Annotated in this window: 16 protein-coding genes; 5 read left to right on the plus strand and 11 right to left on the minus strand. The window is 54.7% G+C overall.

Features of this window, described 5'->3' with window-relative positions; genetic code table 11:
* Window positions 1-154: 154 nt before the first annotated feature.
* Entirely contained in the window at window positions 155-493 is a 339-nt protein-coding gene (gene arsC, locus FRY97_RS00150) for an arsenate reductase (glutaredoxin) (RefSeq protein WP_147165377.1), read from the plus strand.
* 4 nt (window positions 494-497) lie between these two features.
* Here arsC and FRY97_RS00155 read toward each other — a convergent pair whose 3' ends face one another.
* Entirely contained in the window at window positions 498-1,664 is a 1,167-nt protein-coding gene (locus tag FRY97_RS00155; RefSeq protein WP_170254425.1) for a heparan-alpha-glucosaminide N-acetyltransferase domain-containing protein, read from the minus strand.
* 134 nt (window positions 1,665-1,798) lie between these two features.
* Between FRY97_RS00155 and FRY97_RS00160 the strand changes: the two genes are divergently transcribed.
* Window positions 1,799-2,710 (plus strand): aldo/keto reductase, encoded by a 912-nt coding sequence (locus FRY97_RS00160; protein ID WP_147165380.1) that lies wholly within the window; start codon window positions 1,799-1,801, stop codon window positions 2,708-2,710.
* Window positions 2,711-2,802: 92 nt separating this feature from the next.
* Here the strand turns inward: FRY97_RS00160 and FRY97_RS00165 are convergent, their stop codons facing one another.
* The 9 genes from FRY97_RS00165 to FRY97_RS00205 form a co-directional block, all read right to left on the minus strand.
* On the minus strand, window positions 2,803-4,083 hold the full coding sequence (locus FRY97_RS00165; protein ID WP_147165381.1) for a hypothetical protein: 1,281 nt from the start codon (window positions 4,081-4,083) through the stop codon (window positions 2,803-2,805).
* 476 nt (window positions 4,084-4,559) lie between these two features.
* Window positions 4,560-5,324 carry a glycoside hydrolase family 16 protein gene (locus tag FRY97_RS00170; protein WP_147165383.1) on the minus strand — a complete coding sequence of 255 codons (765 nt, stop codon included), beginning with the start codon at window positions 5,322-5,324 and terminating at the stop codon, window positions 4,560-4,562.
* Between the two features lie 45 nt (window positions 5,325-5,369).
* The gene (locus tag FRY97_RS00175; protein WP_147165384.1) at window positions 5,370-7,019 is read right to left on the minus strand and encodes a solute:sodium symporter family transporter; all 1,650 of its coding nucleotides are present in this window, start codon (window positions 7,017-7,019) and stop codon (window positions 5,370-5,372) included.
* A 76-nt stretch (window positions 7,020-7,095) separates the two neighbouring features.
* Entirely contained in the window at window positions 7,096-9,378 is a 2,283-nt protein-coding gene (bglX, locus tag FRY97_RS00180; RefSeq protein ID WP_147165386.1) for a beta-glucosidase BglX, read from the minus strand.
* 503 nt (window positions 9,379-9,881) lie between these two features.
* Window positions 9,882-11,534, minus strand: coding sequence for a family 16 glycosylhydrolase (locus tag FRY97_RS00185; protein ID WP_147165387.1), 1,653 nt, complete (start codon window positions 11,532-11,534; stop codon window positions 9,882-9,884).
* Window positions 11,535-11,547: 13 nt separating this feature from the next.
* Window positions 11,548-13,104 carry a PKD domain-containing protein gene (locus FRY97_RS00190; protein WP_147165389.1) on the minus strand — a complete coding sequence of 519 codons (1,557 nt, stop codon included), beginning with the start codon at window positions 13,102-13,104 and terminating at the stop codon, window positions 11,548-11,550.
* A gap of 11 nt (window positions 13,105-13,115) precedes the next feature.
* Window positions 13,116-14,591, minus strand: coding sequence for a RagB/SusD family nutrient uptake outer membrane protein (locus FRY97_RS00195; RefSeq protein WP_147165391.1), 1,476 nt, complete (start codon window positions 14,589-14,591; stop codon window positions 13,116-13,118).
* A 14-nt stretch (window positions 14,592-14,605) separates the two neighbouring features.
* A complete protein-coding gene (locus FRY97_RS00200; RefSeq protein ID WP_147165392.1) occupies window positions 14,606-17,650 on the minus strand; it encodes a SusC/RagA family TonB-linked outer membrane protein in 3,045 nt (1,014 codons plus the stop codon).
* Between the two features lie 348 nt (window positions 17,651-17,998).
* Window positions 17,999-20,854: a two-component regulator propeller domain-containing protein gene (locus FRY97_RS00205; RefSeq protein ID WP_147165393.1), complete on the minus strand. Its 2,856-nt coding sequence runs from the start codon at window positions 20,852-20,854 to the stop codon at window positions 17,999-18,001.
* A gap of 116 nt (window positions 20,855-20,970) precedes the next feature.
* Between FRY97_RS00205 and FRY97_RS00210 the strand changes: the two genes are divergently transcribed.
* From FRY97_RS00210 to FRY97_RS00220, 3 genes are read left to right on the plus strand one after another with little or no spacing between them, the layout of a single operon-like run.
* A complete protein-coding gene (locus FRY97_RS00210; RefSeq protein WP_147165394.1) occupies window positions 20,971-22,647 on the plus strand; it encodes an ArnT family glycosyltransferase in 1,677 nt (558 codons plus the stop codon).
* An 11-nt stretch (window positions 22,648-22,658) separates the two neighbouring features.
* Complete coding sequence (locus tag FRY97_RS00215; protein WP_147165395.1) at window positions 22,659-23,276, plus strand: RNA polymerase sigma factor; 618 nt, start codon at window positions 22,659-22,661, stop codon at window positions 23,274-23,276.
* The gene (locus tag FRY97_RS00220; RefSeq protein WP_147165396.1) at window positions 23,257-23,991 is read left to right on the plus strand and encodes a tetratricopeptide repeat protein; all 735 of its coding nucleotides are present in this window, start codon (window positions 23,257-23,259) and stop codon (window positions 23,989-23,991) included. Before FRY97_RS00215 ends, FRY97_RS00220 begins: the two co-directional genes overlap by 20 nt.
* Here FRY97_RS00220 and FRY97_RS00225 read toward each other — a convergent pair.
* Complete coding sequence (locus FRY97_RS00225; protein WP_147165397.1) at window positions 23,975-26,881, minus strand: CHAT domain-containing protein; 2,907 nt, start codon at window positions 26,879-26,881, stop codon at window positions 23,975-23,977. The genes FRY97_RS00220 and FRY97_RS00225 overlap by 17 nt on opposite strands.
* Window positions 26,882-26,889: the final 8 nt, after the last annotated feature.

Raw genomic sequence — 26,889 nt, forward strand, 5'->3', positions numbered from 1 at the left:
ACCATTCCGATACCCCCTTTCGGGGCACCGCCATGCACGGTACGTTTACAATAGTGTCATTTGATGAGCACAAATGCCCTACACCGGTCTTGGGGGGCAGCCCTTCAGAGCGCTGCGGAATCATTATATTTGCCACTCGCAAAAACCAGGATTTATGACCATTTACCACAACCCGCGCTGCCGCAAAAGCCGGGAAACGCTTGCGCTCATTGAAGCGCAGGGCATTGAGCCAGAGATCGTGCTGTACCTGAAGGATCAGCCTGATGCAGCAGAACTGAAAGGCCTGCTTAAAAAGCTTGGCATGCCCGCCAGTCAGCTCGTCCGCCGTACAGAGGCCATTTATAAGGAAAGATACAAGGGCAAAGACCTTTCAGAAGAAGAATGGGTAGAGGCAATGGTGGAACACCCCAAACTCATTGAGCGCCCTATTGTGGTAGCCGCAGGCCGCGCAGTCCTAGGCCGGCCACCAGAAAACGTCAAGGAGCTATTTTGATCGCTCAGGGCAGTACCTGCTGCCCCCGGCTGCGCAAACGGTACCACTGCCAACGGCTTAAACGGTAAGCCCGCTGAAACTGCCGGCCCCACCAGGCCCAGCGCACCGGCCCTATCCTATCGAGGTAAGCTGTGAAAATGACAAAGGCAAGCACGAAAAGCAATGCACCTGCAACAGCTTGCCAAGGGTTGAGCTGATAAGCCCAAATGGTGCTGATGCCAAGCCCGAACCAGGTACCGTAGAGCACGACGAAGTGCACTTCATAAATAGCCAAGGTCTCCCCCCCGATTTTCAACACAAGCCTTGGGACGGTTTGCCAGTACTTGGCCAGCCAAATGAACAGGGCTGCTACAATCCACACCTCCCCAAGGCGTTTCAACAGAAAATTGAAATAAGCGTGGCGCCGGAACTGCTCCAAGCCTGTCCATTCGTACCAGTCGATCAGCCAATTGGAGGAATAATGGTCTGTTAAATACCCCATGGCCAGCAGGGCTACAGGCAGAGCATGGCCAAACGCCCAAGACGGCCTCCAATGAAGCAGCCAACCCAGTATGCCCCCCATAAAGCTGAACCCAACCCACGGCACAGGGGTAAATACCGCCCCCAGCTCCCGATGGAAATAATGCTGTAGGGCTACGGGCCAGCCCGCATAGTCTGCTTCCTTCACATCAAAATAAAAGAAAAATGCTGCCCCGCCAGCCAAAGCCAGCCAAAGCGGGAACGGCAGGCGGAGGTAGTGGCTCAGTACATAAAAAAATACCAGGCCGAGCAGGGCTATGCCTATACAGTGAAGCACATCTACATAAAAAAATGAAGCCGGGACACGGCCATGCAGCAGCGCAGGGAAGGACAAGCGCAAAAGGTAACCGGTCAAAATAAGCTGCAGCCCCCGCCGTGCGCCTTTTACCGCGCGTTTATTGGCCCAGGCATTGCCCCTCTCCCTGAGCAGCAGAAAAACGAATACCAGCCCGGAAGAGAAGAAAAACACAGGGGCAGTCAGCCCGCGCATAAATGCCCAATAGCTGTATAACGGGTACGCAGCCTTATCCCGCCAGCTTTCGGCAAGGGTGGTGTCGATAAAATGCCCCTGCAGCATCATCAGAATGGCAAATGCACGGAGCAGATCTATAAACAATAAGCGCTGCCGGTGGGCAGCTTCCTGGAATGCCATGAATGTACTCATCTGCCGGCAACCCGCCGGTTTAGGCTACAAAGGTAGGCAATTTCCCTGCTCCCTGCTTGCAGCCTGCCCATCTGAAGCCCTTGACTACCTTCATAATTCTGTACCTTTACAGAAAAACTGCTATGGGGGTTCCAACCATTCAGCTAGGCCCGGGCGGGCCTGTATTTTCCAGAGTTGTATTCGGAGCCATGAGATGGGGCAGCTGGGGGCACCGGCTGAGCGCCAAAGACATGGAGCGGCTCATTGCCCAAAGCATAGCGCTGGGCATAACCACCTTCGACCACGCCGACATCTATGGAGGCTATACCACCGAAGCAGCATTCGGCAAGGCCCTGCATCTTCAGCCATCTTTGCGCCACGATATGCAACTTGTGACCAAGTGTGGGATAAAAATGCCAGCAGAACAGCGGCCTGGCTATCGGCTAAAATCTTATGATACCTCCCGGGCGCACATCATCGCTTCCGCCGAGCGCTCTTTATCCAACCTGCACACAGATTACCTTGACCTGCTGCTCATCCACCGGCCTAGCCCACTGCTCCACCCCGATGAGGTGGCAGCAGCTTTCCGGCACTTGCAAGAAGCCGGCAAAGTCAGGCACTTCGGTGTTTCCAATTTCACCCCATCCCAGTTTGAGCTTTTGCACAGCCGTTTCCCTTTGGTGACCAACCAAATAGAAGCTTCTGCTTTACACCTCCCCCCTTTCCACGATGGCACCATCGATCAGGCGCTCCGCCTTGGCTTGCCGCCCATGGCCTGGTCTCCGCTTGGGGGCGGCGCGCTCTTCCAAGCGGTCCCGGAAGAGCGTGAGCAACGGCTCTTGAGCACGCTGCAGCCCATGGCCAAGCGCCTGAGCATTGGCATCGATCAGCTGCTCATCGCATGGCTGCTGCACCATCCCGCACAGATCCTTCCTGTACTGGGCACGGCCCGTATCGAGCGGGCAGCAGCAGCGGCAGAAGCTTGCAAGGTAAAACTGAGCGATGAGGACTGGTTCGAAATCTGGCAAGCTGCCGCCGGGCAGGAGGTCCCATAAAAGAAATGCCCGCTTTCTCAAGCGGACATTTCTCAATCAAAATAGTAGCTAACCTTTAGCGGGGACTTTGTTGCTGCCCCCGCACTAATCTCTTATTCTGCACGGACCAGCTTTACGACAAATGACTTACCGCTGCCTGTAGCCACCACCGCAGCGTACATGCCAGCTGGCAACGCTTCTGCCGGTATGCTTACCTGCTCAGCGCCCGCCGCCCAGCGGCCCATGAGCATGCCGGAAGCATTGAACAGCAGCACTTCCTCTACCACTTCCGGCGCCTCAATAAGCCATGCTTCGCGAGCAGGGTTGGGCACAGCCCGGAGCACGCCAGCCTGTGGTGTACGCACCCCATCAGGTGTGGCATTGTAGAAATACATATTGTCCATGTAAATGGTGCTCGTCCCTACAGGCAGTGCAGAGAAAATGTACTGCGACACATCGCTTTGGCTCATGCCTGCAAAGTCCATGAGAGGGATGTCCAAGCTTACCCAGGTTTGCTGCTCAGGGGTGAAGGGGATTTCAAACTCGGTATCGTTGTCGCCGCCAAAGCCGTCGCCGCCAAAGTCTACCAGCTTGATGCGGAAGGTCTCCGCATTGGGCGTCCAGATGTCTACATGCAGGTGGGTCATGCCTGCGCCTTCCAGGTCAAGGGCGGCAGGGCCTACCGTTTCAATGCCTGCAAAGTTCAGGCTCGTATATTTTTTGGTGGCATTGCCAGCAATAGCGACATCTTCCAGGTTGGCTGCGCTCCAGGTGGTCAGCCAAGTATCCACTGCCACATCATCGTAGCTGTCGCTAAACATTGAAATGACGTTGGCCGGGTCTTTGTCTGGGGCCGGAGCAGGCTCAAGGGGCTCAGCCACGGGCGACACACTGAACTGCTGCAGGTTGTCCCAGTAAAAGGTCAAGTCCTGCTCGCCCACTATATTGAAGTTCATAAATACCGTCACGGAAGTAAAGGTGAGGTCCCCTTCGCTCCCAAAGTCAAAAGACAGCTCCTGCCATTGCCCAGCTGGCCCGTCAAATGTGGCCTGCCGCTCTGCATTGACAGCCCCTTCGAGTTTCAACAACACTGGCACGCCAGTTACCGGAGCCCACACCTGCATACTGAACCCTTTGTCGGTACTGATGTCAATGGACTGGCCTGGGATGTTCACGCCAGCGAAAGCGGCACCGGCAGGCACGATGTTTTCAGCTACCTTGCTGCTTGTGTTAATGCCTGAGGCATCAGGGTTGTCGATCACCATGGTAGTGGAGCCATTAAAGTCGCTGAACGCTGGGGCTTCCCCTTCAAAGTCGAAAATTGTCGTTTGCGCACCTGCCGTGGCAAAGGCAAGGGCGAACACTAGCATCGGGAGTACAAACTTGTTCATCATATACTGTATTTGGTTTTGAAAAAATCAACGGGCTGCCCCACAGCCGGGCTGTTCCCCTGGCACATAGGATCCAAGCGTCCAACTGTTGGGGGCTAAAGGCTTGTTCGGAGCATCTTCGCCATGAAAATCAAGTGCTTTTATCCGCCTGCTGTACCAGTATAGCCGGCAGAGCCCATAAAGCATTGATTGGCAATAGGACGAGCTCGAAACATGCGCTTAGCGCAACACAGCGTGGGCGTGAACCAAAGTGTCGCAAGCGGTTATGCTTTTTGGGCTTCATAGCCTGGCATTGGCCTAGCGCTGCGAAGGGGCGGCAGGCCTGATAAGGCCGAGCGGACAGCGAGCCCCGTAGCATAGCGGCACCTGCCCGCTGGCAGGGGCAGGCCCCCTCCCGTTGGGCAGGGGCAGGACAAAAACGACAATCTGGTTTGCGCCCCATAGCGTAATGGGTTCAAACAAAGGGCCGTCAGCGGGGGTCATTCAAGGCTGTAAACCCGGATGTAATCGATGATGAAGCTTTGTGGAAAAGCACTGTCATCAATATGGGGCCCACCAAAATTCCCGCCTACGGCAAGGTTAGCTAAGAGGTAAAAAGGTTGGTCAAAAGGCCAGTTTTCGGCCGTTTTATGATTTGGCGCATAGGTATAAGCCAACTGCCCATCAATGAAAAAGGCAATCTCGTCCGGGCTCCATTCGGCTGCGAAAATATGGAACCCCTCTTCCGCCCCAGGCACAAGCGTGGTGCGGGTGTTGTGGGTATTGCCATGACTGGAGGAAGTGTGCAGGGAGGTGAAAAATCGGCCTGGCTCCCTGCCCACATACTCCATGATGTCTATTTCGCCGCAAGCCGGCCACCCTTCGGAATCGATATTGGCGCCCAGCATCCAAAAAGCGGGCCACAACCCTGCTCCAGAAGGCAGGCTGATGCGCGCTTCTACTCTTCCGTACTGAAAAGTTTTTTTATGCTTGGTCGTGACCCTGGCAGAGGTATACCCTTCATTTCCCTTCCGGGCGGTAATCGTCAGGTAGCCATCTGCCACCTTATGATTCTGTCGGGTATAGGCCTGCAGCTCGTTGTTGCCCCAGCCGCACAGAGCGGGGCAGCCGTCGCCCAGATCGAAGCTCCAGACAGCAGTGTCCAGCTCTTCTCCGGAGAACTCTTCCGCCCAAAGAAGTTGCTGTGCCTGCAAGGGGCAGGCAGCCCAAAGGGCGGTCAGCAATAGGGAGGACAAAGTTTTCATACGTTCCAATTGGCCGGAGGCGAAACGCTCTTCCGGTATTAAGGTTTAAGAAAAATAAATATAAATGCCGATCACCGCGATGATGATCCCTATGCCAGCAGCTACCGCATACTTCCAAGGGTCGATGTTTACCTGATCGGTATATTTCTGCACATAAGCTTCTTTCCTGGGGTAGAGCTTGCCTATGATGAGCATAATGCTGACGTTGAGCACGAAAAGGATGGCCATCACATGGAGGTAGTGCGGGTAAGCCGTTTTGCGGATGGCTTCCAAGGCGGCCTCGTCTGTTATGCCAGATGCCGTAGCTGTAGCCACTGCCTCCGCAGCCACATTGGGGCCTAGTATAAACTGTGAAATACTGTACAAAATCACGCCAGACAAGATGCCAACTTTAGCACCTATGGCCGGCACCCACTTCGTGAGGTAGCCCACCACGATAATGGTCAGGATGGGGATGCTGTAACAGCCATTGACCTCTTGCAGGTAGCCGAACAGCCCGTCGGGGGCATTGGCGATAGCCGGTGCAATAAACATAGCCAAGACGGCCAGCCCGATACCGAAGAGCTTGCCCGCTTTCACCACTTCGCGGTCAGTCGCCTCTTTTTTGATGTACTCCTTGTAGATGTCCACCCCGAAAAGCGTCACCGAGCTATTGAGCGCACTGTTGAAGGAGCTGAGGATGGCGCCAAATAGGACTGCAGCGAAAAAGCCGATCCATGCAGCAGGGAGCACCTCCCTGACCAAGCGAGGGTAGGCCTCATCAGGTACAGCCAGGGTGCCATCAAATAACTTGTAGGCAATAATCCCCGGGAGCACCACGATAATCGGCCCCAACATTTTGATAAAGCCCCCGAGCAGCAGCCCTTTTTGCCCTTCCTTCAGGTTTTTTGCGCCAAGCGCCCGCTGTATGATAGCCTGGTTGGTGCCCCAGTAGAACAACTGCACCAACATCATGCCTGTAAAGATTGTACTGAACGGGACCGAAGCTGTAGGCCCCCCTATGGAGTTGAACTTCTCTGGCGCTTCCCTTACCAAGGTAGACAACCCTTCAGCCACGCTGCCCCCGCCAATAGCTGCCAACCCGAAAAACGGGATGAGCAGCCCGCCAATCAACAACCCTATAGCGTTGATGGTATCGGATACCGCTACAGCCTTGAGCCCGCCAAATACAGCGTAGATGGCGCCAATGATCCCAATGCCCCAAACACATGCCCAAAGGGCAGCGGTTTTGCTGATCCCGAGCATGGCTGGCAGATCGAACATAGCACTGAAAGCAACTGCGCCAGAATACAAGACAATGGGCAACAGCACAATGACGTAGCCGCTGAGAAAAAGGGCAGACGCAATGGTCTTAGTGCCACGGTCGTACCGGCGCTCAAGAAACTGTGGGACGGTGGTTATACCGCCCTTGAGGTAGCGCGGCAGGAGGAACAAGGCCGTAACGACCATAGCGATAGCCGCCAGGGTCTCCCAGGCCATAACCAGGATGCCCTCGGAATAAGCCTGTCCATTGAGGCCTACAATTTGTTCGGTGGAGAGGTTGGTCAGCAGCAGGGAGCCCGCGATGACCGGCGCGGTGAGGCTGCGCCCGCCCAGGAAGTAGTCGTCTGAAGAATCTTCTTTCATGGAGCGGGTGGACCAATAAGAGACGACCGCCACCAGCGCGGTAAAGCCTACAAAAGAAATAATGCCCATTGTCTGTTGAGTTTAGTGGGTTAGTTTTGAAAAAAAGAGCCTGCCCCGGCCCGGCAGCCCTTCCTTCCCAAAAGGCTTACCGCTTCGGCCCAGTCAGCTCGAATGTTGCAGACAAGCTCGTTTCAGAGCTGCCGCCTGCCATGACGGTGAAGGTGCCCGGCTCTGCTGCCCACACCCCGCGGGCAGTATAAAAGCTAAGCAAAGCTTCATCGAGCTTAAAGGTAATTGTTTTCTTTTCCCCCGGCTCCAAATATACTAACTCAAACCCTTTCAGCTCTTTTACCGGCCGGGCAACAGAGGCGTAATGGTCGTGGATGTACAGCTGAACGACTTCTCTTCCAGCCACTCCCCCCGTGTTGGACACCTCTACTGTAGCCGTTAGGTACCCGCCGGGCTTTAGCTGCCCACTGCTGAGCTTCAGCCCGCTGTATTCAAAAGTGGTATAGCTCAGCCCATGGCCAAAAGGGAAAAGCGGGCTGTTGCGCTCATCGATATAGTGCGACCAGAACACCTCATCCGGCGTAGGCATTTCAGGGCGGCCTGTGCGCATGTGGTTGTAATAAATGGGCACCTGCCCCACGCTGCGCGGAAAGGTCATCGGCAATTTGCCGGAGGGGTTATGATCCCCATAGAGGGCCTGTGCGATAGCGTGCCCAGCCTGTGTGCCCAACTGCCAGCCCTCTAGTATAGCAGGGATGTGATCAGCTGCCCAGGGCAGCGCAAGGGGGCGGCCATTATTGAGCACCAGCACTACATTGGGGTTGGCTGCAAAAACGGCTTCCAATAGCTGTTGCTGCAGGCCGGGAAGCCCCAGATCGGTGCGGCTCCGCCCTTCCCCAGAAAGAAAACCGGGCTCCCCCAATACCAGCACCGCAATATCAGCAGACTTTGCTGCGGCTACCGCTGCTGCCATACCTGCTGTATCTGTGGTATTGATATGGGTTTCAAAAACAAAGTGCTGCCGCCCATCGATGACCTTCACCCCCTTTTCGTAAACCAAGTCATTGCCTCCGTAAGCCTGCATGCCCTCCAAAACAGATACGGCGGAGTTGTCATCTGCAGCCAGCCGCCAGCTGCCCAAGGGGCTATTCTTTTCTGCCGCCAGCTCGCCAATCAGGGCTATGCGCTTGCCATCCTTTGGCAGTGGCAGCAGCCCGCCCTCGTTCTTGAGCAAGACGATAGACTTGCGGGCCATATCGAGCACGCCTTCCAGGTGCTCTTCGCTGCCAATGACTGTGGCTTCCCGCTCCGCATCGCAATAGCGGTAGGGGTCATCGAACAGCCCAAGCTCAAACTTCACGCGCAGTATGCGGCGCACTGCATCGTCTACATGGGCTTCCTCCACCTTGCCCTCCCGGACCAAGCCTGCCAGGTGGGACACATAACCATAGGACTCCATATCCATATCCGAGCCGGCATTGGCTGCAAGCTCAGCAGCATGTGCCACATCCTCCGCATAACCATGACTGACCATTTCTTTGAGGGAGCCCCAGTCTGATACGACAAAGCCTGTATAGCCCCACTCGCCCTTAAGGATATCACGCTGCAGGAAAGCATCGCCCGTAGCCGGTATGCCGTTCAGGATATTGAAGGCATTCATGAAAGTGGCGGCCCCAGCATCGGCAGCAGCCTTGAAAGGGGGCAACACTACATTCCGGAGGGTAGAAGTGCCAAAGTCGACGGTATTGTAATCACGCCCGGCCTCTGCAAAACCATACCCTGCAAAATGTTTGGCGCAAGCCGCAATAGTAGCCGGAGAAGACAAATCCTCGCCTTGAAAGCCTTTCACCCGCGCATCGGCAATCCGGCTGCCCAAGAAAGGGTCTTCCCCTCCGCCTTCCATCACCCGGCCCCAGCGGGCATCCCGCCCAATGTCCACCATAGGGGCAAAAGTCCAATTGATGCCCGCCGCAGATGCTTCGGCCGCAGCGATCTCAGCAGAGCGGCGGATGGCCTGAAGGTCCCAGCTAGCAGCCTCGGCCAAGGGGATAGGGCTGATGGTCTTGTAGCCATGAATCACATCAAAGCCAATAATGAGCGGAATGCCCAAGCGGGCCTCTTCCACCGCTATGCGCTGTACCTCGCGTACCTGCTCCACACCCCGAACATTGAGCATAGACCCCACAAGCCCTTTTCTGAGGTGCTCGTATTTTAAAGCCGCCAGCCCTTCCTCAGGTGCAGGCCCGGTTGCATCCCAAAACCCATTGTACTGATTCATCTGCCCTACTTTCTCCTCCAGCGTCATTTTGCTGAGCAAGGCTTCTACCTTTTGGCTAATGTCGTCCATACCTTGAGCAATAAGGGCACTTCCTGACAACAACAGGCAGCCCACTGCCAATATCTTGATAAGTATCTTCATATTAAAAGTGCTTTAACCTCCCTCATTCATTGGACAGGCGCAAACCAGATTATCGTTTTTTGGGCCTGCCCCCTCCGTAAGGATAGGGGCCTGCCCCTGCCAGCGGGCAGGTGCCGCTATGCTACGGGGCTCGCTATCCGCTCGGCCCCTCGCCCTACAGGCGTCGGGTCTGGCCTTCGGCCACCCCTTCGCAGCGCTAGGCCAATGCCAGGCAAGTGCCTTAAGCCATAAATCTCTGATACTTAAGTTGAAGTTATTTTCCGGCTAATCAAGGCGAAGGTTCGCGACTTTAGCCCGAGCTAAAGGAGCGGTTCTTCAACGAAGAGTAGGCGGAAAAGAACGAAACTTGGGGTGGCAAGGATTTATGGCTTGAGGCACTAGAGCCCGGAAAGCTTGAACGCAAGCGAGATTTTGGTTTACGCCCCATCGGACACTTGATGCGCCGGGCCAGTGCTGTGGGAAAATGAGCCATTTTGCCCCTACAATGCCCCGAACCATCAAGCCTATTGATAAACTCGCACGTAGTCCACCTCCATAGTGGAGCTTTCAAAGGCGGCATCTATGGCACCGCCGAAATTGCCGCCCATAGCCACGTTCAAAATCAGGAAGAAATCGCTGTTGAACGGCAAGCTGCTGTTGTTGGCGAAAACGTGGTACTCCACATCATCAATGAAAAAGCGGATGAAATCGGGCGACCAAACAACAGAGTAGACGTGGAACTCCTCAGATACGCCCGGTTCATTGCGGCTTTGCGTGATGGCGTCACCACCGAAATTGCCGGGGAAATGAAGAGAGGAAAAGATTTGGTCCTGCGCATTGCCCACGTGCTCCATGATATCAATTTCTCCGCAACCGGGCCAGGTGTTCGTGTCATAGTCCGCACCGAGCATCCAGATTGCAGGCCAAGTGCCCCCTCCTGTTGGGAGCTTTGCCCGTACATCGACCCGCCCGTAGGTGAATTCAAACTTATTCTCCGTCACAATGCGGGCGGAGGTGAATGCCGACCCACTGAACGCTTCCCGCTGAGCGGTAATCTTCAGGAGGCCATCCTCAACGCGGATATTTTCCGGCCGGTCCGTGTAGTACTGCGCTTCGCCATTGCCCCAGCCATTTTCGCCTGTGCCCATATTGTAAGACCAGTTGGCGTCATCCGGCGCACTGCCAGCGTCAAACTCATCGGCCCAGACCAGCTCGTCATAGCCGGGCTCATCTACAGAAGGTTTGGTAGAAGTAAAAATATGGTACCAGGCCAGCCCACCGTTGTTGCCCTGCACAGCACGGACCACCAAGCGGTTTTCTGTAATCGACAGGATTTCGTAGCTGCTCGTGCCGATGTAATAGCTCATGAACCCGCCCTCAGAGAAGTTGAGGACTGTGCCGCGGGTCTGCCCGGGGATGCCATTTGCGGCTACTACCGACTCAGAAGGGGCAAGGGTGACCACCTCAGGCGCTGTGCCTACCCCAAATTCATAACAATAGTCAAAGCCATTGCTCCCGCCCGCTACGCCTTCATAGCTGCCGTTGAAGTAGGTAGCCCCTTTGTTGTCGAGCTGATAGGTAAGGGTGCCGCCGTCGAGGGCAAAGGTCATTTCGTCCTGATAAAGGCAAGTGCTTTCAGAAGCGCCATCTTTTTCAAAGGGCGCTGCCTGATAGTAATTGGCAAAGTAGTTCTGCTCGGTATTGTCATCGTTCTGCCCCACGCCGAGGTGCCCAGGCTCATCCGCGGCCCAGTACCAAGTCTTGCTGCCGCCCCCTGTGAGGAACTGTATAGCCTCCTCATCTTCGAAGTTGCTGAGCACCGTCACTTCTGTAGAGGAAGAGGTTGCCACGCCCCCCTTGCCTGAAGCCACCACCGTAATAGTGTAAGTATTGACGCCTACTTGGGTAAAGCGCTTTTGGAACTGCCCTCCGGGGGCAATCCGCTCTGTGCCATCGCTGAAAATAAATTTGTAGGTAATAGCGCCTTCTGCCGAGGCAGAAAGGTTGACCAGGCCGCTGCCGTCGCCATTGGGGTTGGCCTCATCTGCGCCTACCACTACCGCATTGAGCGTCAGGTTGGAAGGAGCTGTGATGTCCCCAAAAGTATGATCTTCTTTCTGACAGCCTGCCAGCAACAGGCTGCAGAGGGCTAGTATTTGAAATGTTATGCGTTTCATCTTGTTCGGATTTTTAGTCTGCCAGGGTGATCTCATCAAAATAATAGGTTGCTCCGGTGCCATTCGTGCCAAAGTCAAAGAAGACGACTATGCGCTGATAGCTATTCCCAATATCTATGCCGCTAAAGTCGAACTCCAGTTCTTCCCAAGCATTGGCAACGGTGTTCTGCACCTGTACCTCGTAAAAGATATCGGCATTGTCAAGGTTTTCGACCTTCAGCAATACGTTGATGCCTGCAGTAGGCGACCAGGTTTTCATGCGGATTTTCTGCTGCGCGCCGAAATTGATCGGGCTGGAAAGATTGGTCAGGACACCAGCCCAGACTTCAGAACCCTCAGACTTGGACAGGGCAGCGACATTGGCGCTGCTATTAGCCCCGGAAGCATCAGGGTTGGCGATAACTTCTGCGCTAGCGCCGCCAAAGCCTGTGAACTCGTAATTGATATCCGGAGACTCAAAATCCATAGGCAAGTTGTTCTCTGCGCTGCCATCCGTCACTTCTATATCATCAAAGTAGTAGCTCGCGCCAGTGCCATTCGTGCCAAAGTCGAAAAAGACCACTACCCGCTGATAAGTGAAAGAGAAATCTGCTTCCGCAAAATCGAATATCAGCTCTTCCCAGGCATTAGCCGCTGTGTTAGTAACCGTTACTTCGTGAAACAGCTCCCCGCCATTTTCCAGGTTTTCCAGCTTCAGCAAAATCGGTATGCCGGCTTGAGGCGACCAGACTTTCATCCTGATTTTTTGCCCGGCACTAAAGTCAATGGGCTCGCCCAATTCAATAAAAGACCCGGCCCAGACCTCGGAGCCTTCTCCCTTAGCCAGCTCTGCAACCCGGCTGCTGACATTGCCTTCAGATACATCCGGGTTATCGACAACTGCAGTACCTGCCCCTCCAAAGTTGGTAAAGGTGTAGCTGAGGGTAGGATTTTCAAAATCGATCGGCATCAGTACCGGATTGGAGACCGTGATGGTGCTAGATTGTGAAAGGCTTGCTGCCCCGCCGCTCCGCGCAGTCACCGTAATTTCATAAGTGCCCACCTCAGCATAAGTGTAGCGGACGGTTTCCCCTTCCATGAAAGGCTGTGGCACTTCATCCGCGATTTCGCCAAACGTCACCTCGAAGAACGTCTCTAAATCTGCCGTAGCGGAGACATCAAAAGAGAACGGGTCGCCAGGCACAGGCAGGATGTCCACCACCAAGTTTTGGGGCGCCTCAAAGGCTACGGTCAATTCTTGTGTATACTCAGCGACCTTCCCGTTCACGCCCATTGCCATGATGGTCACCGGGTAGCTGCCTTCCGTGTAGACATGCTCAGTGCTCTGCCCAGGGGCAAAAGGCTCAGAAAGGCCGCTGCCGTCGCCATAGTCTACCGTAAACTGCGTGACCCCACGCGCATCAGGCCGTATGCTTACCCGCCCGGAGTTGTCGTTGGCGATGGTAAAAAGGGCGGAGATATTGTCCGGTGCAGGGATCCCCTCCAACTGAGGGATTGAGTTGTCCTCTTCACATGCGGTGCCGAGCAGGCCGAGCAGGAAGAAGAAAGCGATATATTTCAAGATTTTCATAGTGGCTCGTTTTAATAGTTAGGGTTTTGCTGCCAGTTGCCGTTGGAAAATTGGATTTCCTCAAAAGGGACCGGGAACAGTTCGTGCTTTCCGGGCACAAACCCAGGGATAGCACCCGCTGCGCGGCCAGTGCGCACTAGGTCAAAGAAGCGGTGCCCCTCCCCCATGAGCTCCAGGCGGCGCTCGTTGAGGATAAAATCGGTAAGGGCAGCCCCGCTCGCGCTGATGTCATGGTCCATATCGCCAAAGGCCCGGCGGCGCACCTGATTGAGGTACTGCCGTGCCCGCTCATCGCTGATCTGTCCACGGTTCAGTGCTTCTGCAGCCATCAGCAGTACATCTGCATAGCGGATGGCACGGTAGTTATTGGGGTTCGTGAGGTTTTGATCGCCAATATTAGAGTCCCCTTTACGGGCAATATACTTGCGGTTGTAATAGCCGGTGTGCTCGTAGCCAACGCCATAAGTAGCACCAGTCTCCTCAGCCCAGGCTTCAATGTCCAAGATGGATGCGTCCTGACGGCTGTCCCCCACTTCGTAAGCATTGTATGCCTCTTCAACGGGCACGTTGAAGGAGAAGCCCCCGTCATATTCAGGGCCCGAGTAATTGCGGATCCCGTTAAAACCAACCGCTACATTGCCTTCACTGCACTGCAAGCAGCCAAAGCCAGCGCCCTCTGCATCTGAGTATTGTACCTCAAAAACCGACTCTGCACCGTTCTCACCGCTCATCTCCCAGATGCCAGCAAAATCATCTGCCAGCTGGTATTGCCCGGTATTGATGAGGTTTTCCAATATCGTAGCCGCTTCGCTGAAGCGCTCCTGATACAGGTACACCTTGCCGAGCAGAGCACGGGCAGCATTGGCGGAGGCCCGGCCCACTTGCGGTGCGTTTTCCGAAAGGTTCTCTACCGCATAGCCCAAATCGGCTTCTATAGCGGCATAGACTTCCTCTACCGGGGCACGGGGCAGGCTGGCCTCGTCCCCTACCTCAAAGCGGGCATCGCCTTTAAGGGGTATGGGGCCAAACCACTTGACCAATTCGAAGTGGTAATAAGCGCGCAGGAAGCGGGCTTCCGCCAAAATCTGGGTTTTGCCGGGGAAGTCCGTTTTATCGGCAAACTCCAAAATGTAGCTGGCGCGGTTGACCCCTGCGAACATCCAGTTCCAGATATCGCGCAGGTTGCTGTTGACCGGAGTATGCACCATATCGTCGATTTGCTGAAAACCAATAACATCCGTAGCGCTCTCACCACCACAGAGGGTATTGTCGGATGCGATTTCGCCCAGCATGACATTCACGTAAGTGGCCTGCAAGAGATCATAAGCCGCAATCAGGGCGTTGTAATAGTCATCTTCCGCATTGAAGTAGTTCTCTGAATCAATAGAGTAAAGCGGGGCACGGTCAATGAAGTCTTTTTCGCATGCAGTGCCTGCCAAAAGCAGGATAAGCACCGGCAAGATGCGTATAGCTATGATTTTTTTCATGTCTGATACTGGTTTTAAAGGTTCAGGTTAAGGCCGAACATGTAAATTTTCGGGATGGGGTAAAAGCCAAAGTCGATGCCTCCACCTATGGGGGCGCCACTGGAAGCAGCGGGGTCATACCCCTGATAGCGGGTCAGGGTCAGCAGGTTGTTGGCGCTGCCGTACACCCTGAGGGTAGATGCCCCATTTCGCCAAGGCAGGTTAAAGGTATAACCCAGCTGTACATTTTGCAGGCGGACAAAACTGGCGTCTTCCACATAAAAATCCGAAAACACATTATTGGAAGTAGCGGCCGTAGTCACCCTTGGCACTTCGTTGGTAGAGCCCTCGCCTGTCCAGCGGTCCAGCACATAGTTCAGGCGGTTGACATCGGAGAGGCTGCGCTCGTAATTGCGGACCATCTCCTGCCCCAAGGAAGCGAAAGTGTAAGCCGTGAAGTCAAAGCCCTTGAACGAGAAATTCACGTTGAAGCCCATGGTGACCTCAGGGATAGGGTCGCCAAGGTAAGTACGGTCATCCGGCGTAATCACCCCATCGCCGTTGATGTCCACAAAGCGGAGGTCGCCGGGTACAGCTTCCGCACCGAGCGCGGCTTGGGAAGGGTGTGCCTCCACCTCCGACAGGTTTTGGAAAATGCCGTCCGTTTGGTAGCCATAAAAATAGCCGATGGGCTGCCCGACTTCCATACGGGAAGGAGCCAACTGCCCTACGCCAAATGCGCCGCCTTCAATGAAGCCCGTCCCGTTGTTCACGCTGAGGACTTCGTTGGACAGGGTAGTGAAGTTGTAGCCCAGGCTCATCCGGAAATCATCAGAAAAGCGTTTTTTGTAAGTAAAAGCCATTTCCAGCCCCCGGTTTTGAACAGAGCCGGCATTGACGGTTGGAGAGGCCGCACCGGGCGCAGAGGTACCTGTAATACCAGATACCGGGATATTGGAAATCAAAAGGTTGTCACGGGTATTGATGAAGTAGTCGGCTGTAATGTTGAGCTTGTAGTCGAACAGGTCTACATCAAGCCCCACGTCAAACTTTTTAGCCTCCTCCCACTGCAAAGCAGGGTTTGGCAGTACGCCAATCGCTGTACCGTTGACTAGGGCGCCCCCAAAGACATAAGTCGCTTCCCCGCTCAGGGTGCCGATATAGCCGTTGTTCACAATTTGGTCATTGCCCAGTACGCCATAGCTCACGCGCAGTTTGAGGAAATTGAAGTTGCCATCTGGGTTGAAAAAGCCTTCATCAGAGATGATCCACCCGGCAGTGAAGGACGGGAAATAGGCTACGCGGTTTTCTGGGCCGAACTTGGTAGAGGCGTCCCTGCGCAACATGGCAGAGAGGAGGTACTTGCCGTCGTAATCATACTGTGCCCGGGCAAAATAGGACAAACGGCGCTCGTCGTAAGCATAGGAGCCCACGTCTCGCCCACCAGTTGGGCTGGTGCCCAAGGCTAAGGAAAGGTCTGCAAATGCCCAGTCGTTGTTGGGCACATCAAACCCGGAAGCGAACAGCCCCCGCCCAAACTCCTTGAAAACCGTCGTACCACCGGTAAAAGTCAGGTTGTTGCGGCCAAAAGCACTGACGTAGGTGGCGTAGAGGTCGAGCGTGTAGTTGTTGTCATTGATGGTGTTCTGATCTACCCGGCTTCGGGTCACATCAAATACTTTGCCGCCGTAGCTGAGCTCTTTGGAAAAAGTTTTACCCCGGCTGACACTCGTGTTGTAGCCTACCCGCCCGGTAAGGGTCAGCCCTTCTGCCGGCGTATAATCGAGGCTCACCTGCCCGTTGAGCTTGTTCAGGTCATAATCGTTGAAAGTATTGGCAATTTGCGCGAGGGGGTTGATCACCTCGATGCCCAGCCCCGGAGTATTGGGCACAAGCGTAAACTCGCCGCTGTCGTCGCGGACCTGCAGGGTGGGCGGAGCATTGAGCCCGTTGAACAGCACGGAGCCAAGCCCGCTCTCGTTCAGGGCATCCCGGTCTATGTAGGTGTAAATGTTGTTGACCTGCAGCTTGAGGTTGTCTGCCAGATCAATGCCAAGGTTGAGGCGGGCAGTATTCCGGCGGAATGCAGACTTCCTGCCGCCAATGATCCCTTCCTGATCGAGATGAGAGCCACTGAAAGAGTAGGTCACGCGGTCAGAGCCCCCGCTAATGGTCACATCGTGGCTCGACATAGGTGCGGTGCCAAACACCTCAGCCTGCCAGTCTGTGCCCGTGCCCAGGCCGGAAGCGTTGGGGTACGGCAGGTCTTGCCCACCTGCAGCATAACTTTCATTCAGCAACAGGGCGTACTCTGTAGCATTTAAGAGCGGCAGGAGGCGGCTGCTTTCCTGCAAGCCCAGATAGGCGTTGTAGCTGACTTGCGGGGCTTGGTTTTTCCGGCCAGATTTCGTTGTGACCAATATGACCCCGTTGGCGCCAATGGTACCATAAACCGCCGCCTGAGCATCTTTCAGGACGGTGATGGTTTCGATATCGCTAGGGTTAAGGGTGTTGAGGTCGCTCTGATAGCCATCGATAATGACTAAGGGCGCGTTCTGCCCGTTGGTCGATACGCCCCGGATGCGGATATCCAGCCCTGCGCCGGGCGAGCCGGACTGCTGTGTGACATTCACACCTGGGGTGGTCCCTTGCAATGCTTGCTCAATCTTTATCGGCTTGAGCTCTTCAATGGTCTCTGAGCCAACGAGAGAGACCGCGCCGGTTAGGTCGCGCTTGCGCTGCGTGCCATAGCCAATGACCACGACTTCTTCCAGAGATTCCGCATCGGCCAGCATTTCAACAATGATTGGGCCGCCCGTTTCAATAACGGCTTCTTTACGCTGGTAACCGATGTAAGAGAACTGAAGGCTAGCCCCTTTGGGCACATCGGCCAGCTCAAAGCGCCCTTCAAAATCGGTGATCGTCCCTTGGACGGTGCCGTCTGCGGCGGGCAGTACCACATTTACCCCAATCAGGGGGTCACCGTTGGCAGCATCCTGTACCACGCCCGTGACGGTAAAGTTTTGCCCCCAGGCAGTCGATGCCAGAAGCAATAAAGCGAATAAGGTAATCTGTTTCATACACTAATGAGTTTACAGCTGGCTCGTTCTGCCTGCCATTGGGTTGAATCAGGTACGCCAGGAGCAGGAGGGCTGCGCACATCCTTGTCCCTGCTGAATGGTATTGTCTACCGGATACAATATTAAAGATGCCAACCGGCAGGCTTGAAAAATCAACCACAACAAAAAACATACAAGACCAAATAAGTTTCGGAAAGCCCAGCAACTGATTATAAAACCTGACAGATTACAGCCCCCCTAGCCCTAAATGTCGATTATTGGCTAGCAGCAGGCTGTAGGCGGAAAGCGTGGGCATACCTGTGTTGTTGTGGTAATGTTGTGGTAAAATCAGGACGTGTTGTAGGCTGGTCAGATGCCTAAGATGTACTCAACAAGCCCTTCATCATGCTCTAGTTCCATTTTCTTGCGCAGGCGGTAGCGTTTCACCTCTACGCTGCGGACAGAAATGTTGAGCAGGGGGGCAATCTCCTTGGAGCTGAGATTGAGGCGCAGATAGGCGCATAGCTTAAGGTCGTTGGGGGTCAGTGCAGGGTGCCTTTCCTTTATCTTTTTAAAAAACTCCTGATCTGCATTTTCAAAAGCCTCCTTGAAAAGGTTCCAGGTATCTTCTTCGTTGGTATTTCGGTTGATGGTCTTCACCACCGCCCGGATGTTGCGGTTGGCATCCTCACTAGCTTTCAGCTCGTCTTTAATTTGGTTGAGCAGCTCATTCTTCTTGACCAGGCTCATGGTGGAGATGGCCAGCTCCCTGTTCTTGTTTTCGATGTCTTTTTGCAGCTGCTCATTGCGCAGGCGGACCAGCTGCAGTTCATTTTCTTTTTGTTGGCCCTCTAAGCGTTTTTGAGCCTCCTTTTTCAGTTGGGCCTGCTGCCGCTTGTAGTACCCCGTATACGCCCGGTGCGTAAAGAAGGCCAACAAAGACAAAAGTACGAAGTAGCAGCCAAGGGCAGGGTAAGACCAATACCACGGGCGGCTGATGTAGAAAGGGAACGAGAGCTCAGCAGCAGGCTTGCCGCCCCCAAGCCTGCTGCGCACACGGAGCGTGTACTTCCCGAATGGCAAATTTTTAAACTGGGCCTGAGCCTCCTCTGACCATTCGCTCCATCCTACATACCCTTCCAGCTGGTACTGAAACTCTGGCAAATCATATTTTTGAAAAGCAGGCACTGCGAAGCCGAAATTCAGGCTATTGAGACCATAGGGCACCTTTTGCCCAGGCTCCAACAGTAGCCGTACCGGCGCTTTGTCCAACGTATTGGCGCTTACCTCTGTGAGGGTCAGTTGATATGCCGATGGGGACAAGGCTCCGAGGTTGAGCAGCAGGTAGCCATCTGCCGTGCCAATCAGCAGTTGGCCAGGCTGCAAGATGGCAATGTTCTCGTACCCGGGCATGGCATTGATCAGGGACGAGGCGATAGGGATCTGATGAAGCTTTGGGGTAGGCAGCAGAGAGCTGTTGCTGAAATAATTGATGTACTGCCGGGTAAACAGCCATAACCGGCCAGCCGCATCCGCAATCATTTTGCCAGAATGATAATTGCCTTGCTGAATGGGCACACTAAGGCTAGAGTCGCGGACAAACCCAGCCGCCCAATCCTGCATCCGGAAAACGCCGTCCCGTGAGCAGTACAATATTGCCCCATCAAAGCGCTCTAAACTGGAATGCTTCCCTTTTTTGGGCTCAGGGTAAGTTTTCACCTCCACTGCGCGCTGATAGGCTTCGTCTATACGGATACCGAACACCCCTTTGTACTCATGGCTGACCACCAGCTCGGCAGGGCTTTGCCATTCAAAGAAACGGGCCGAATAATCAAACCCTTGCAGGCTGTTGCGGTAGGCCCACCCTCCTCCATTTTTTTCCAAAAAGGCAAGCCCCCGGTACGTGCCCACTGCCATGAGCTGCCCCTTGCCGCCAGGCACCGGCTCAAATTTCCAGGCTCCCACCTCGGGCCCAATCTTGCGGGCCTCCTCCCCTTCAAGCAGGAAGACCCCTTTGTCGTGCCCACACAACAAATCCTCCCCAAACCGGTACAGTGCCCAAACTTGGCCTTTCGTGCCGGGGATCAACCGGAACGGTGCCTGCCCGTACACTGCCCGCTTAAACAGCCCCTGATTGGTGCCCAGATAGAGCTGCCCATTATGGACTTCTGCCGCATACACCGTACCCAGCCGCCCGCTCTCATCGGCAAACCGGCGGATAGGTGATTCCAGATTGATGCAGTTGATGCCATTGTCAGTCCCAGCCCAAAGGTTGTGTTCGTCGTCTTCAAAAAGGGAAAGTACTGTGTTGTTGGCCAGCCCCTCCGATTGCGAAAAATGATAACGCAGCTGCCCATCCGGCCTAAAGAGGAATACCCCGTTTGAGATCGTGCCCACAGCCAGCTGCCCCCCGCTCAGGTGCCGGGCACTGTAGATGCTTTTCCCTTCAAGAGCAACAGCCGCTGCAGACCAGGCGGGGGCCAACGGAGCGGGCCAGCCCTGTACACCTTCACTGGCATCGAGCAAAAACAGCTGCCCGCCCTCCGCCTGTATGTCAATCCAGCGGGTTGAAGGCAGGGCACCAGGCGGGACCAGCAACTGCTGCTCCCCTTTTATCAGCTCATACACCGCTTGCCGGGGGTCTGTGAAGATCAGCCGCCCATCCGTCAGAAATAGCTTATCGACCCCGTGCTCAGGCCGGATGACTTCCATGCCGCCTGTGCCCGGGGTGTAGATGTAAAGCTGGTCAAGCGACTGGAACACAATCCGGCCTTCATATTCCAATATATTCCAAATGTGCTCGTCGGGCACCAGGGCATCTTGGTTTTCTGCACTGACAGAGCGATAAGACAGCTGGCCTTTTGCCCCCCGCTCCCAATAGCCAAACTCCATATAGCAGCCTGTATATACCCGGCCGCCAGCCGGGCGTACAGCCCTGATGATGGTCTCGTTTGGAGAAGGGTAGAGCGTCCACGCCGTACCATTGAACTCCAGCAAGCCTGCATTATTGGCTACATAAAGGAAACGGTCCTGCCCCTGCCCGATCATCCAATTTTGATTGCCCCCCAGGTAGATTTCGGGCTTGAAGCTGCGCACGGGTGGCAGCTCCTGAGCAGCCAATGGGCAGAGAGCAGACAAGGCCCACCACAGCAGCAAGCTGCGGAGAAGGCACCGCCCTTCATCCGTTTGGCGATAAGCCATGTTCAGTCCTCTTAGCATCTTCATCGCATCCAAAGTTACAAACTGGCATGCAAAGAAAGGGTTTCCATTGAATTGCCTGCCCGAGCTGGCATAAGCTTTTTATCTTTGCCCCCCTCAAAAGGTATTCACCAAAACAACACATGGCTCAACCAACTCCTCCTAATTGGCAATATCCCGCAGGCTTTTTCCTGCTCGGGGCGCTGTTTTTCCTGCCATTCCTTGGCGGGGTGCATTTGTTTGACTGGGACGAGGTGAACTTCGCCGAAATTGCCCGGGAAATGCTGATCACGGGCGAGTTTACGCGCGTGTATGTCAACTTTGAGCCTTTTTTCCAGAAGCCGCCACTGTTCTTGTGGCTGCAAGCCGGGGCTATGGCACTGTTGGGCGTAGGCGAGTATGCCGCCCGCTTCCCCAACGCTATTTGCGGGATGATTACCCTCCCGCTGCTCTACCGCCTGGGGCTCAAGCTCCGGGGGCAGCAGTTCGGGCTGTTGTGGGCGGGGGCTTATTTCGGGGCAGTGCTCCCCTTCCTCTATTTCAAATCCGGCATCATCGACCCCTGGTTCAACCTGTTCATTTTTTTGGGGCTTTACCACTTTATCCTGGCCTACTGGCAAAAAAGCAGCCCGGGGCAGGCTGGGCTGAGCAAGAGCCCTCTCTGGTACTTTTTCTGGGGCGGGTTCTGGATTGGGATGGGCATTCTCACCAAAGGGCCAGTTGCCTACCTGATCGCGGTATTGACAATGGGCGTGTATTGGGCAGCGCAGCGTTTCCGGCTATACATCAGTATCCCACAATTCTTATTTTTTTCTTTTGCTGCCAGCCTGGTCACTTTAGGCTGGCTGGGTGTAGAGACTTTGAAGAATGGGCCGGAGTTTGTGCGGGAATTCACCGTTTACCAATACCGGCTGTTCAGTACGCCCGATGCCGGGCACAAAGGGTTCCCTGGTTACCACCTGGCTGTGCTGCTCTTAGGCTGTTTCCCGGTATCAATCTTTGCCATCCGGGCATTTGGCAAAATGCCGGCTGAGGAGCACGCCTACCAGGCCGACTTCAGGAGATGGATGAAATACCTGTTCTGGACCGTGCTCATATTGTTCAGCATCGTGCAGTCCAAGATTGTCCACTACAGCTCTATGTGCTATTTCCCATTGACGTACCTGGCCGCACTGACCCTGGAAGGGATATTGTCTGGCCGCCTCTCCTACAGCAAATGGATGCGCAACCTCCTCTTTGGCATTGGCGGGCTATACGTAGCCGCCACCCTGGCCCTTCCCTTTGTGGGGATGCAGGCAGAAGTGCTCGCCCCACTGTTCAATGACCCGTTTGCTCAGGGCAACCTACAGGCTGAGGTATATTGGAGCGGATGGGAAGTAGTGCCCGGGCTTTTCCTGCTGGCCCTGCTACTGCTGAGCCACCGCCTGCTCATGAGGGCCCCGGCCAAAGGGGTGCGGCTGCTGCTGGGCGGGACTGGGCTGTTTGTCATGCTGGCCCTTGTTTTTTTCATCAAACGCATTGAAGGCTACTCGCAGCGGGCGGCTGTTTCCTTCTTTCAGGAGCATGCAGCCGAAGACGCCCACTACCTGGTCAGCGGGTACAAATCCTATGTGCATTTATTCTATACTCAAGTAGAAGAAGCCGGGCTGGCTTGTTTCCAGGATGAGGTATGCCAACAAGCGCTGTTGGAAGGGCCCATACAGCGGCCGGTCTACCTTGCGGTAAAAGTCCACCGGGCAAAGCCCTATCTTGAGCACCCCAACCTAGAACTGATCCGTGAAAAGAACGGGTTTGTCTTTTTTAGGCGAATGCCAAAGTAAATTTTTTACTTTTGGCTAGGAAACATTCCCCCTTCCCTATGCTGAAGTTTTTCAAAAGCGAACCGTTCAAACACCTCACCGATGAGGAGCTCTTGGCGCGTTACCGCCAAAGAGGGGGGAACCGTGTGCTCAATGCGCTCATAGACCGGTACCTGCACATTGTATACGGTGCTGCGCTGCAATACCTCAAAAACCAAGCTGATGCAGAAGATGCTACCATGGAGATCATGGGCAGCCTGGGCCCTAAACTCCGTAAATACGACATTCAGAACTTCTCCTCTTGGCTTTACGCTGTCGTCAACAATCATTGCTATAAAACAGTAAAAAAGCGGGCAGCCAGCCGCACAGAAGATATCGATGAAAATAATGAGCCCGGGTTTATGGAATTCATGCAGCACAACGCTCTATTGGAAAGAGAAGCCCAATTTGATAAACTGAGCGACGCCATTGACGAACTCAACCCGGAGCAACGTCAATGTATCACCGCTTTTTACTTGCAACAGAAAACCTATAAACAGATCGCAAGCGAGCTTGGCTATACCGAAAACCAAGTCAAGAGTTATATCCAAAACGGCAAACGCAACCTCAGAACCCAAATCGCCAAATGGTATGAAAGCCAAACAAAATAAACAGCCGGAAATCAGCAGAGAAGAGCTCTTACAGCAATTTGAAAAGCATCCGGGCGCTACTGCACAAAAAAAATTCAGCGCTTTTTCTCAGCGGGCCCTCAATGGCATGAAATACCAAGAAGGAGACCTCCGCCAATCCTTAAAACGGCTCGACGGGAAAATCAAGCGCAATAACCGGCCGGCTATCCTCCCTAAGCTCGCCGCAGCTGCCAGTATTGCCCTGCTGCTCGCGCTCAGCTATATCTACTTGCCCTACGCTCAGGAAGCGGGCGCAGGGCAAGGCTACACCGCCTATTTCGACTACCCTGTCTTAGTGCTTTCCAATGTAGAGCGGGGCAAAGCCGAAGCTCCACAAAGCAGCACGGCCTCCTTGCTGAGCCGTGCCGCGCAAACTTACCAAGCCGGATCTTATTCAGACGCAGAGGGCCTGCTAAGGGCATATATCAGCCAAGTGCCTGATGATGGGGAAGCCCAATTCTACTTTGCAGTCGTACTGCTCGGGCAGGACAAAGCTAGCGGGGCAAAGCCAATTTTAGAACGGCTGAAAAACAACCTGCCGGCCCCCAATTACAAAAGGCCAGTAGATTGGTACCTCGCCCTGTCCTACATAGCCGAAGGAGAACCTGAACAGGCCCGGGGGCTTTTGCTGTCGCTCAGCCAAGGGGATGACCGGTACGCAAGGCTCGCAAGGCTTGCCATCAACCAGCTTTTCTAAAGCGGGCGTACAGCCCGATGCTTGCCAATATTGCGGCCGCTGCTGCAAACAGCCCGAGCAGGGGCCAAGTGGGCCGCTTCCCTGAAATAGTTATGGGCTCTCTATTGCCCTGATAAACGAAGCCGCTCCAATAATAAGGATGGGCCAGCAAAGGCTCCTCCCTGATTACCTCCATTTTGGCTTCCCGCAAGGCCTCCGCCTTGTCTAGCCCGCGATTGATGTTGCGGTAAAACGCAGCTACCAAATGTGGGGCAGCCACATCGCCCAATGGCCACAGCGTCATAATGATGTTAGAGCAGCCTGCGTAAGCAAAGGCATGAGACAGGCTGATATTCCCTTCTCCAGCTTGTACTTCCCCTACTCCTGTGTTGCAGCCGCTCAGGAAGGCCAGGTCGGCCACTAGAGGCCAAGCGTATAGCTCATACGCATGAAGGGCTCCGTCTTCCCCCCCGCCGGCGTTCAACACCAGCTTGGAAACAGAAGGGGAACGGGGGTTGATCTCGGTGTGTGTCGCCAAATGCAGTGCGGCTGCCTGACTGCTCCTTCTGTACCATTCCGCTTCACGAGCTGCTGCCCTCCTAAGGAAAATGCCTTTATACCAACCAGAAAGAGAATCTAGCTCAGCCTGCGCTCCGGGCAGGGGCGGAAGCTGTTTTTCTGTACCATCAAACTCAGGAGCAAGGGCAAGGATATGCCCGTTGTGCTTTGATTGGGCAGCCTGCTGCTGCAAGGCGGCACTACCGGATAATAGCTGGCGGAAACTGAAACGCTCCAATAGGAAGGCCGGGCGCCCGCCCGCCAGATCGTAGACCAGCTGATCAAAAGGCACTTGGAACAGGGCTCCGTCCGGGATGATAATGACCTTCTCATGCCCGGCAAGCAATGGCTCCAAAGGTGCAAAAACCTGATGATACAACCTATGGCTCAATTCGTACACTTTGGGTGAGCGGGACCTCAAGGCCTCCGCTAGCGCTTTGGCTTGCAGCCCCCAATCATTGGCCGGTATAGCTCGCATTGCTATCTGCCCCCGGGTAAGGGCTACGGCTAACAAAGTATCGGCCGTGGCAAAATAGCTCACCATCGCTTCCCCCTCATACAATACCTTCTGCTGCAGGTCTTTCAGGCCGGCCTCCTCAATGCTAAGCCTGGCTTTGTAATACCGCGGGTAATCTTCTGCTATCCTGTTTAGCACAGCTTTGTGCTGTCTGATCAGCCGATTGAGCTGGGAAAGGACCTCTTCCCTGACCTCTTCTGCATCGGCCAGGTCTGCCTGCGCTTCGTAAAAGCGTATTTCAGCTCTAAGGTTGCGCTCCTCTTCCACCACATTGTCGGGTATATCATGGAAGGAACGGGCGTAAAGCTCATTAAGGTTTTCAAGGATGGACAGGGACCGGCTCTTTTCCATATACCGCAGGGCAAGGGCGGCGTACCGTTGCTCCCCGGTGCCCTGGTACAGCGCGTACAGGGTTTTGACCAGCTCTTCGTAAATATCTCTTGCCTCTACCGCAAACGCTTCCCGTGCACTTTGCCCCTGCATGTCGAGGCGGTTGTCCTGAATGAGAGAGTCCGCCTGCTGAAGTGCCAAAAGAGACAGCTGCCCATAAGCCAGCGCCCCAGATTGCCGATATGCCGTGCGCAGCGCCCTTCCCTTTAGCCCCCAAAGGGTAATGCCGTAGGGGACCGACTCCAGGTTGGGCCAGGCAGGGTTGGCATAATCGTCTGCCGGCTCATAGCCCTCTACCAAAAAGCGGAATGCCACCTGTATGGCCGCCAGTGCCTCGTCGAGGTCATTGCCCTCAAGTGCAATTTCGGCGCGTACCATTTGTGTGCTGGCATTGACGTCTATTGGTGCAGCCCCCACCGCCGCCGCTTTTTCAATTGCCTTTCGCGCGCACGCAAAGTCTCCAGATTGCAGACATTGCTTAGCCCGGTAGTTGTAAGCGATCTGAAGTGCTGCAGAGCCCTCCCCCACGATAGCCTCCAAGTCCGAGATCAATTGATCAAGGCTGGCTACCGCCTCCTCTGACTGCTCGGCGTCCATCTGTGCCCGGATGATGTTGAGGGTAGTGCGAAAAACGTAATAGTCCAGGCCGCCCGCCAGCCTTTTCCGGATTTCCAGCGCCTTGCCCAGGTACATTAGGGCTACAGTAGGCTCATCAAGATCGATGTAAAAAGAGCCGAGGTTGTTATAGCATTGAGCCATCAGCGCTTCATCTTCCAGCAGGCCAATCGCTTCCTCCAGCTGTATTACCGCTTGCTCCAAGTCACCGGTTTCTGCAAAAGCCTGAGACAGGTGCATGTGGGCAATAGCTTCTGTGCGGGGCAGGCCAGCCCTCTTTGCGATAATCAACGCAGTGTCTGCAAAGGAACGGCAGGTCTCCCATAAGCCACGCCGCCCATACGCTACTGCCACATTGCAGTAGGCATCTGCAGCAAAAGACGAGTAGAGGCCTCCGGTGGCTACGGCTACTCGCTGGCCCTCCTGATAATAATGCAGCTGCGCATTATAATTGCCCCGGCGGCCCTCACATATGCCTAGGTTCATTAAGGTGGTAGAATAAACAGCAGAGGTGTCAGGCTTCAGGAAGCGGTGGAAGGTCTCGCAAGCCAAGGTAGCCTCTGACATGGCCTGCGGGTAGGCCATGTCGTAAATAGACAGCTCGCTGAGCCAGGTAGCCGCCGCCGCATATAGGTAAGGGGAGCTTGATGGAGAGGACAAGGAGAGCACCTCTTCATATACAACACGGGCTTCGGTATAATCGCCTTCCTGCCGCAGAGAGTCTGCTGTCCTTAAGAGCAAGGCTTGCCCGCTGAGCACAGGCTGAGCATTGCTCTGAAGCGATGCAGCAATAACAATTGCCCATAAAGCTACTTTCTTGTGTTTCCCCATTTTCCCAA

Origin of the sequence: Phaeodactylibacter luteus, assembly GCF_007993045.1 — a bacterium.
Taxonomy (GTDB): domain Bacteria; phylum Bacteroidota; class Bacteroidia; order Chitinophagales; family Saprospiraceae; genus Phaeodactylibacter; species Phaeodactylibacter luteus.

Bases quoted from the DNA above. Each gene is read 5' to 3' on its own strand.
- FRY97_RS00175 (WP_147165384.1), bottom strand. From the start codon at position 7,019: ATGGGCATTATTTCTTTTGTAGGCTTTACCGCGCTGGTGGCGGTCGTC.
- FRY97_RS00225 (WP_147165397.1), bottom strand. From the start codon at position 26,881: ATGGGGAAACACAAGAAAGTAGCTTTATGGGCAATTGTTATTGCTGCA.
- FRY97_RS00190 (WP_147165389.1), bottom strand. From the start codon at position 13,104: ATGAAAATCTTGAAATATATCGCTTTCTTCTTCCTGCTCGGCCTGCTC.
- bglX (WP_147165386.1), bottom strand. From the start codon at position 9,378: ATGAAGATACTTATCAAGATATTGGCAGTGGGCTGCCTGTTGTTGTCA.
- arsC (WP_147165377.1), top strand. From the start codon at position 155: ATGACCATTTACCACAACCCGCGCTGCCGCAAAAGCCGGGAAACGCTT.
- FRY97_RS00205 (WP_147165393.1), bottom strand. From the start codon at position 20,854: ATGAAGATGCTAAGAGGACTGAACATGGCTTATCGCCAAACGGATGAA.
- FRY97_RS00155 (WP_170254425.1), bottom strand. From the start codon at position 1,664: ATGGCATTCCAGGAAGCTGCCCACCGGCAGCGCTTATTGTTTATAGAT.
- FRY97_RS00165 (WP_147165381.1), bottom strand. From the start codon at position 4,083: ATGATGAACAAGTTTGTACTCCCGATGCTAGTGTTCGCCCTTGCCTTT.
- FRY97_RS00210 (WP_147165394.1), top strand. From the start codon at position 20,971: ATGGCTCAACCAACTCCTCCTAATTGGCAATATCCCGCAGGCTTTTTC.
- FRY97_RS00195 (WP_147165391.1), bottom strand. From the start codon at position 14,591: ATGAAAAAAATCATAGCTATACGCATCTTGCCGGTGCTTATCCTGCTT.
- FRY97_RS00160 (WP_147165380.1), top strand. From the start codon at position 1,799: ATGGGGGTTCCAACCATTCAGCTAGGCCCGGGCGGGCCTGTATTTTCC.
- FRY97_RS00170 (WP_147165383.1), bottom strand. From the start codon at position 5,324: ATGAAAACTTTGTCCTCCCTATTGCTGACCGCCCTTTGGGCTGCCTGC.
- FRY97_RS00185 (WP_147165387.1), bottom strand. From the start codon at position 11,534: ATGAAACGCATAACATTTCAAATACTAGCCCTCTGCAGCCTGTTGCTG.
- FRY97_RS00220 (WP_147165396.1), top strand. From the start codon at position 23,257: ATGAAAGCCAAACAAAATAAACAGCCGGAAATCAGCAGAGAAGAGCTC.
- FRY97_RS00200 (WP_147165392.1), bottom strand. From the start codon at position 17,650: ATGAAACAGATTACCTTATTCGCTTTATTGCTTCTGGCATCGACTGCC.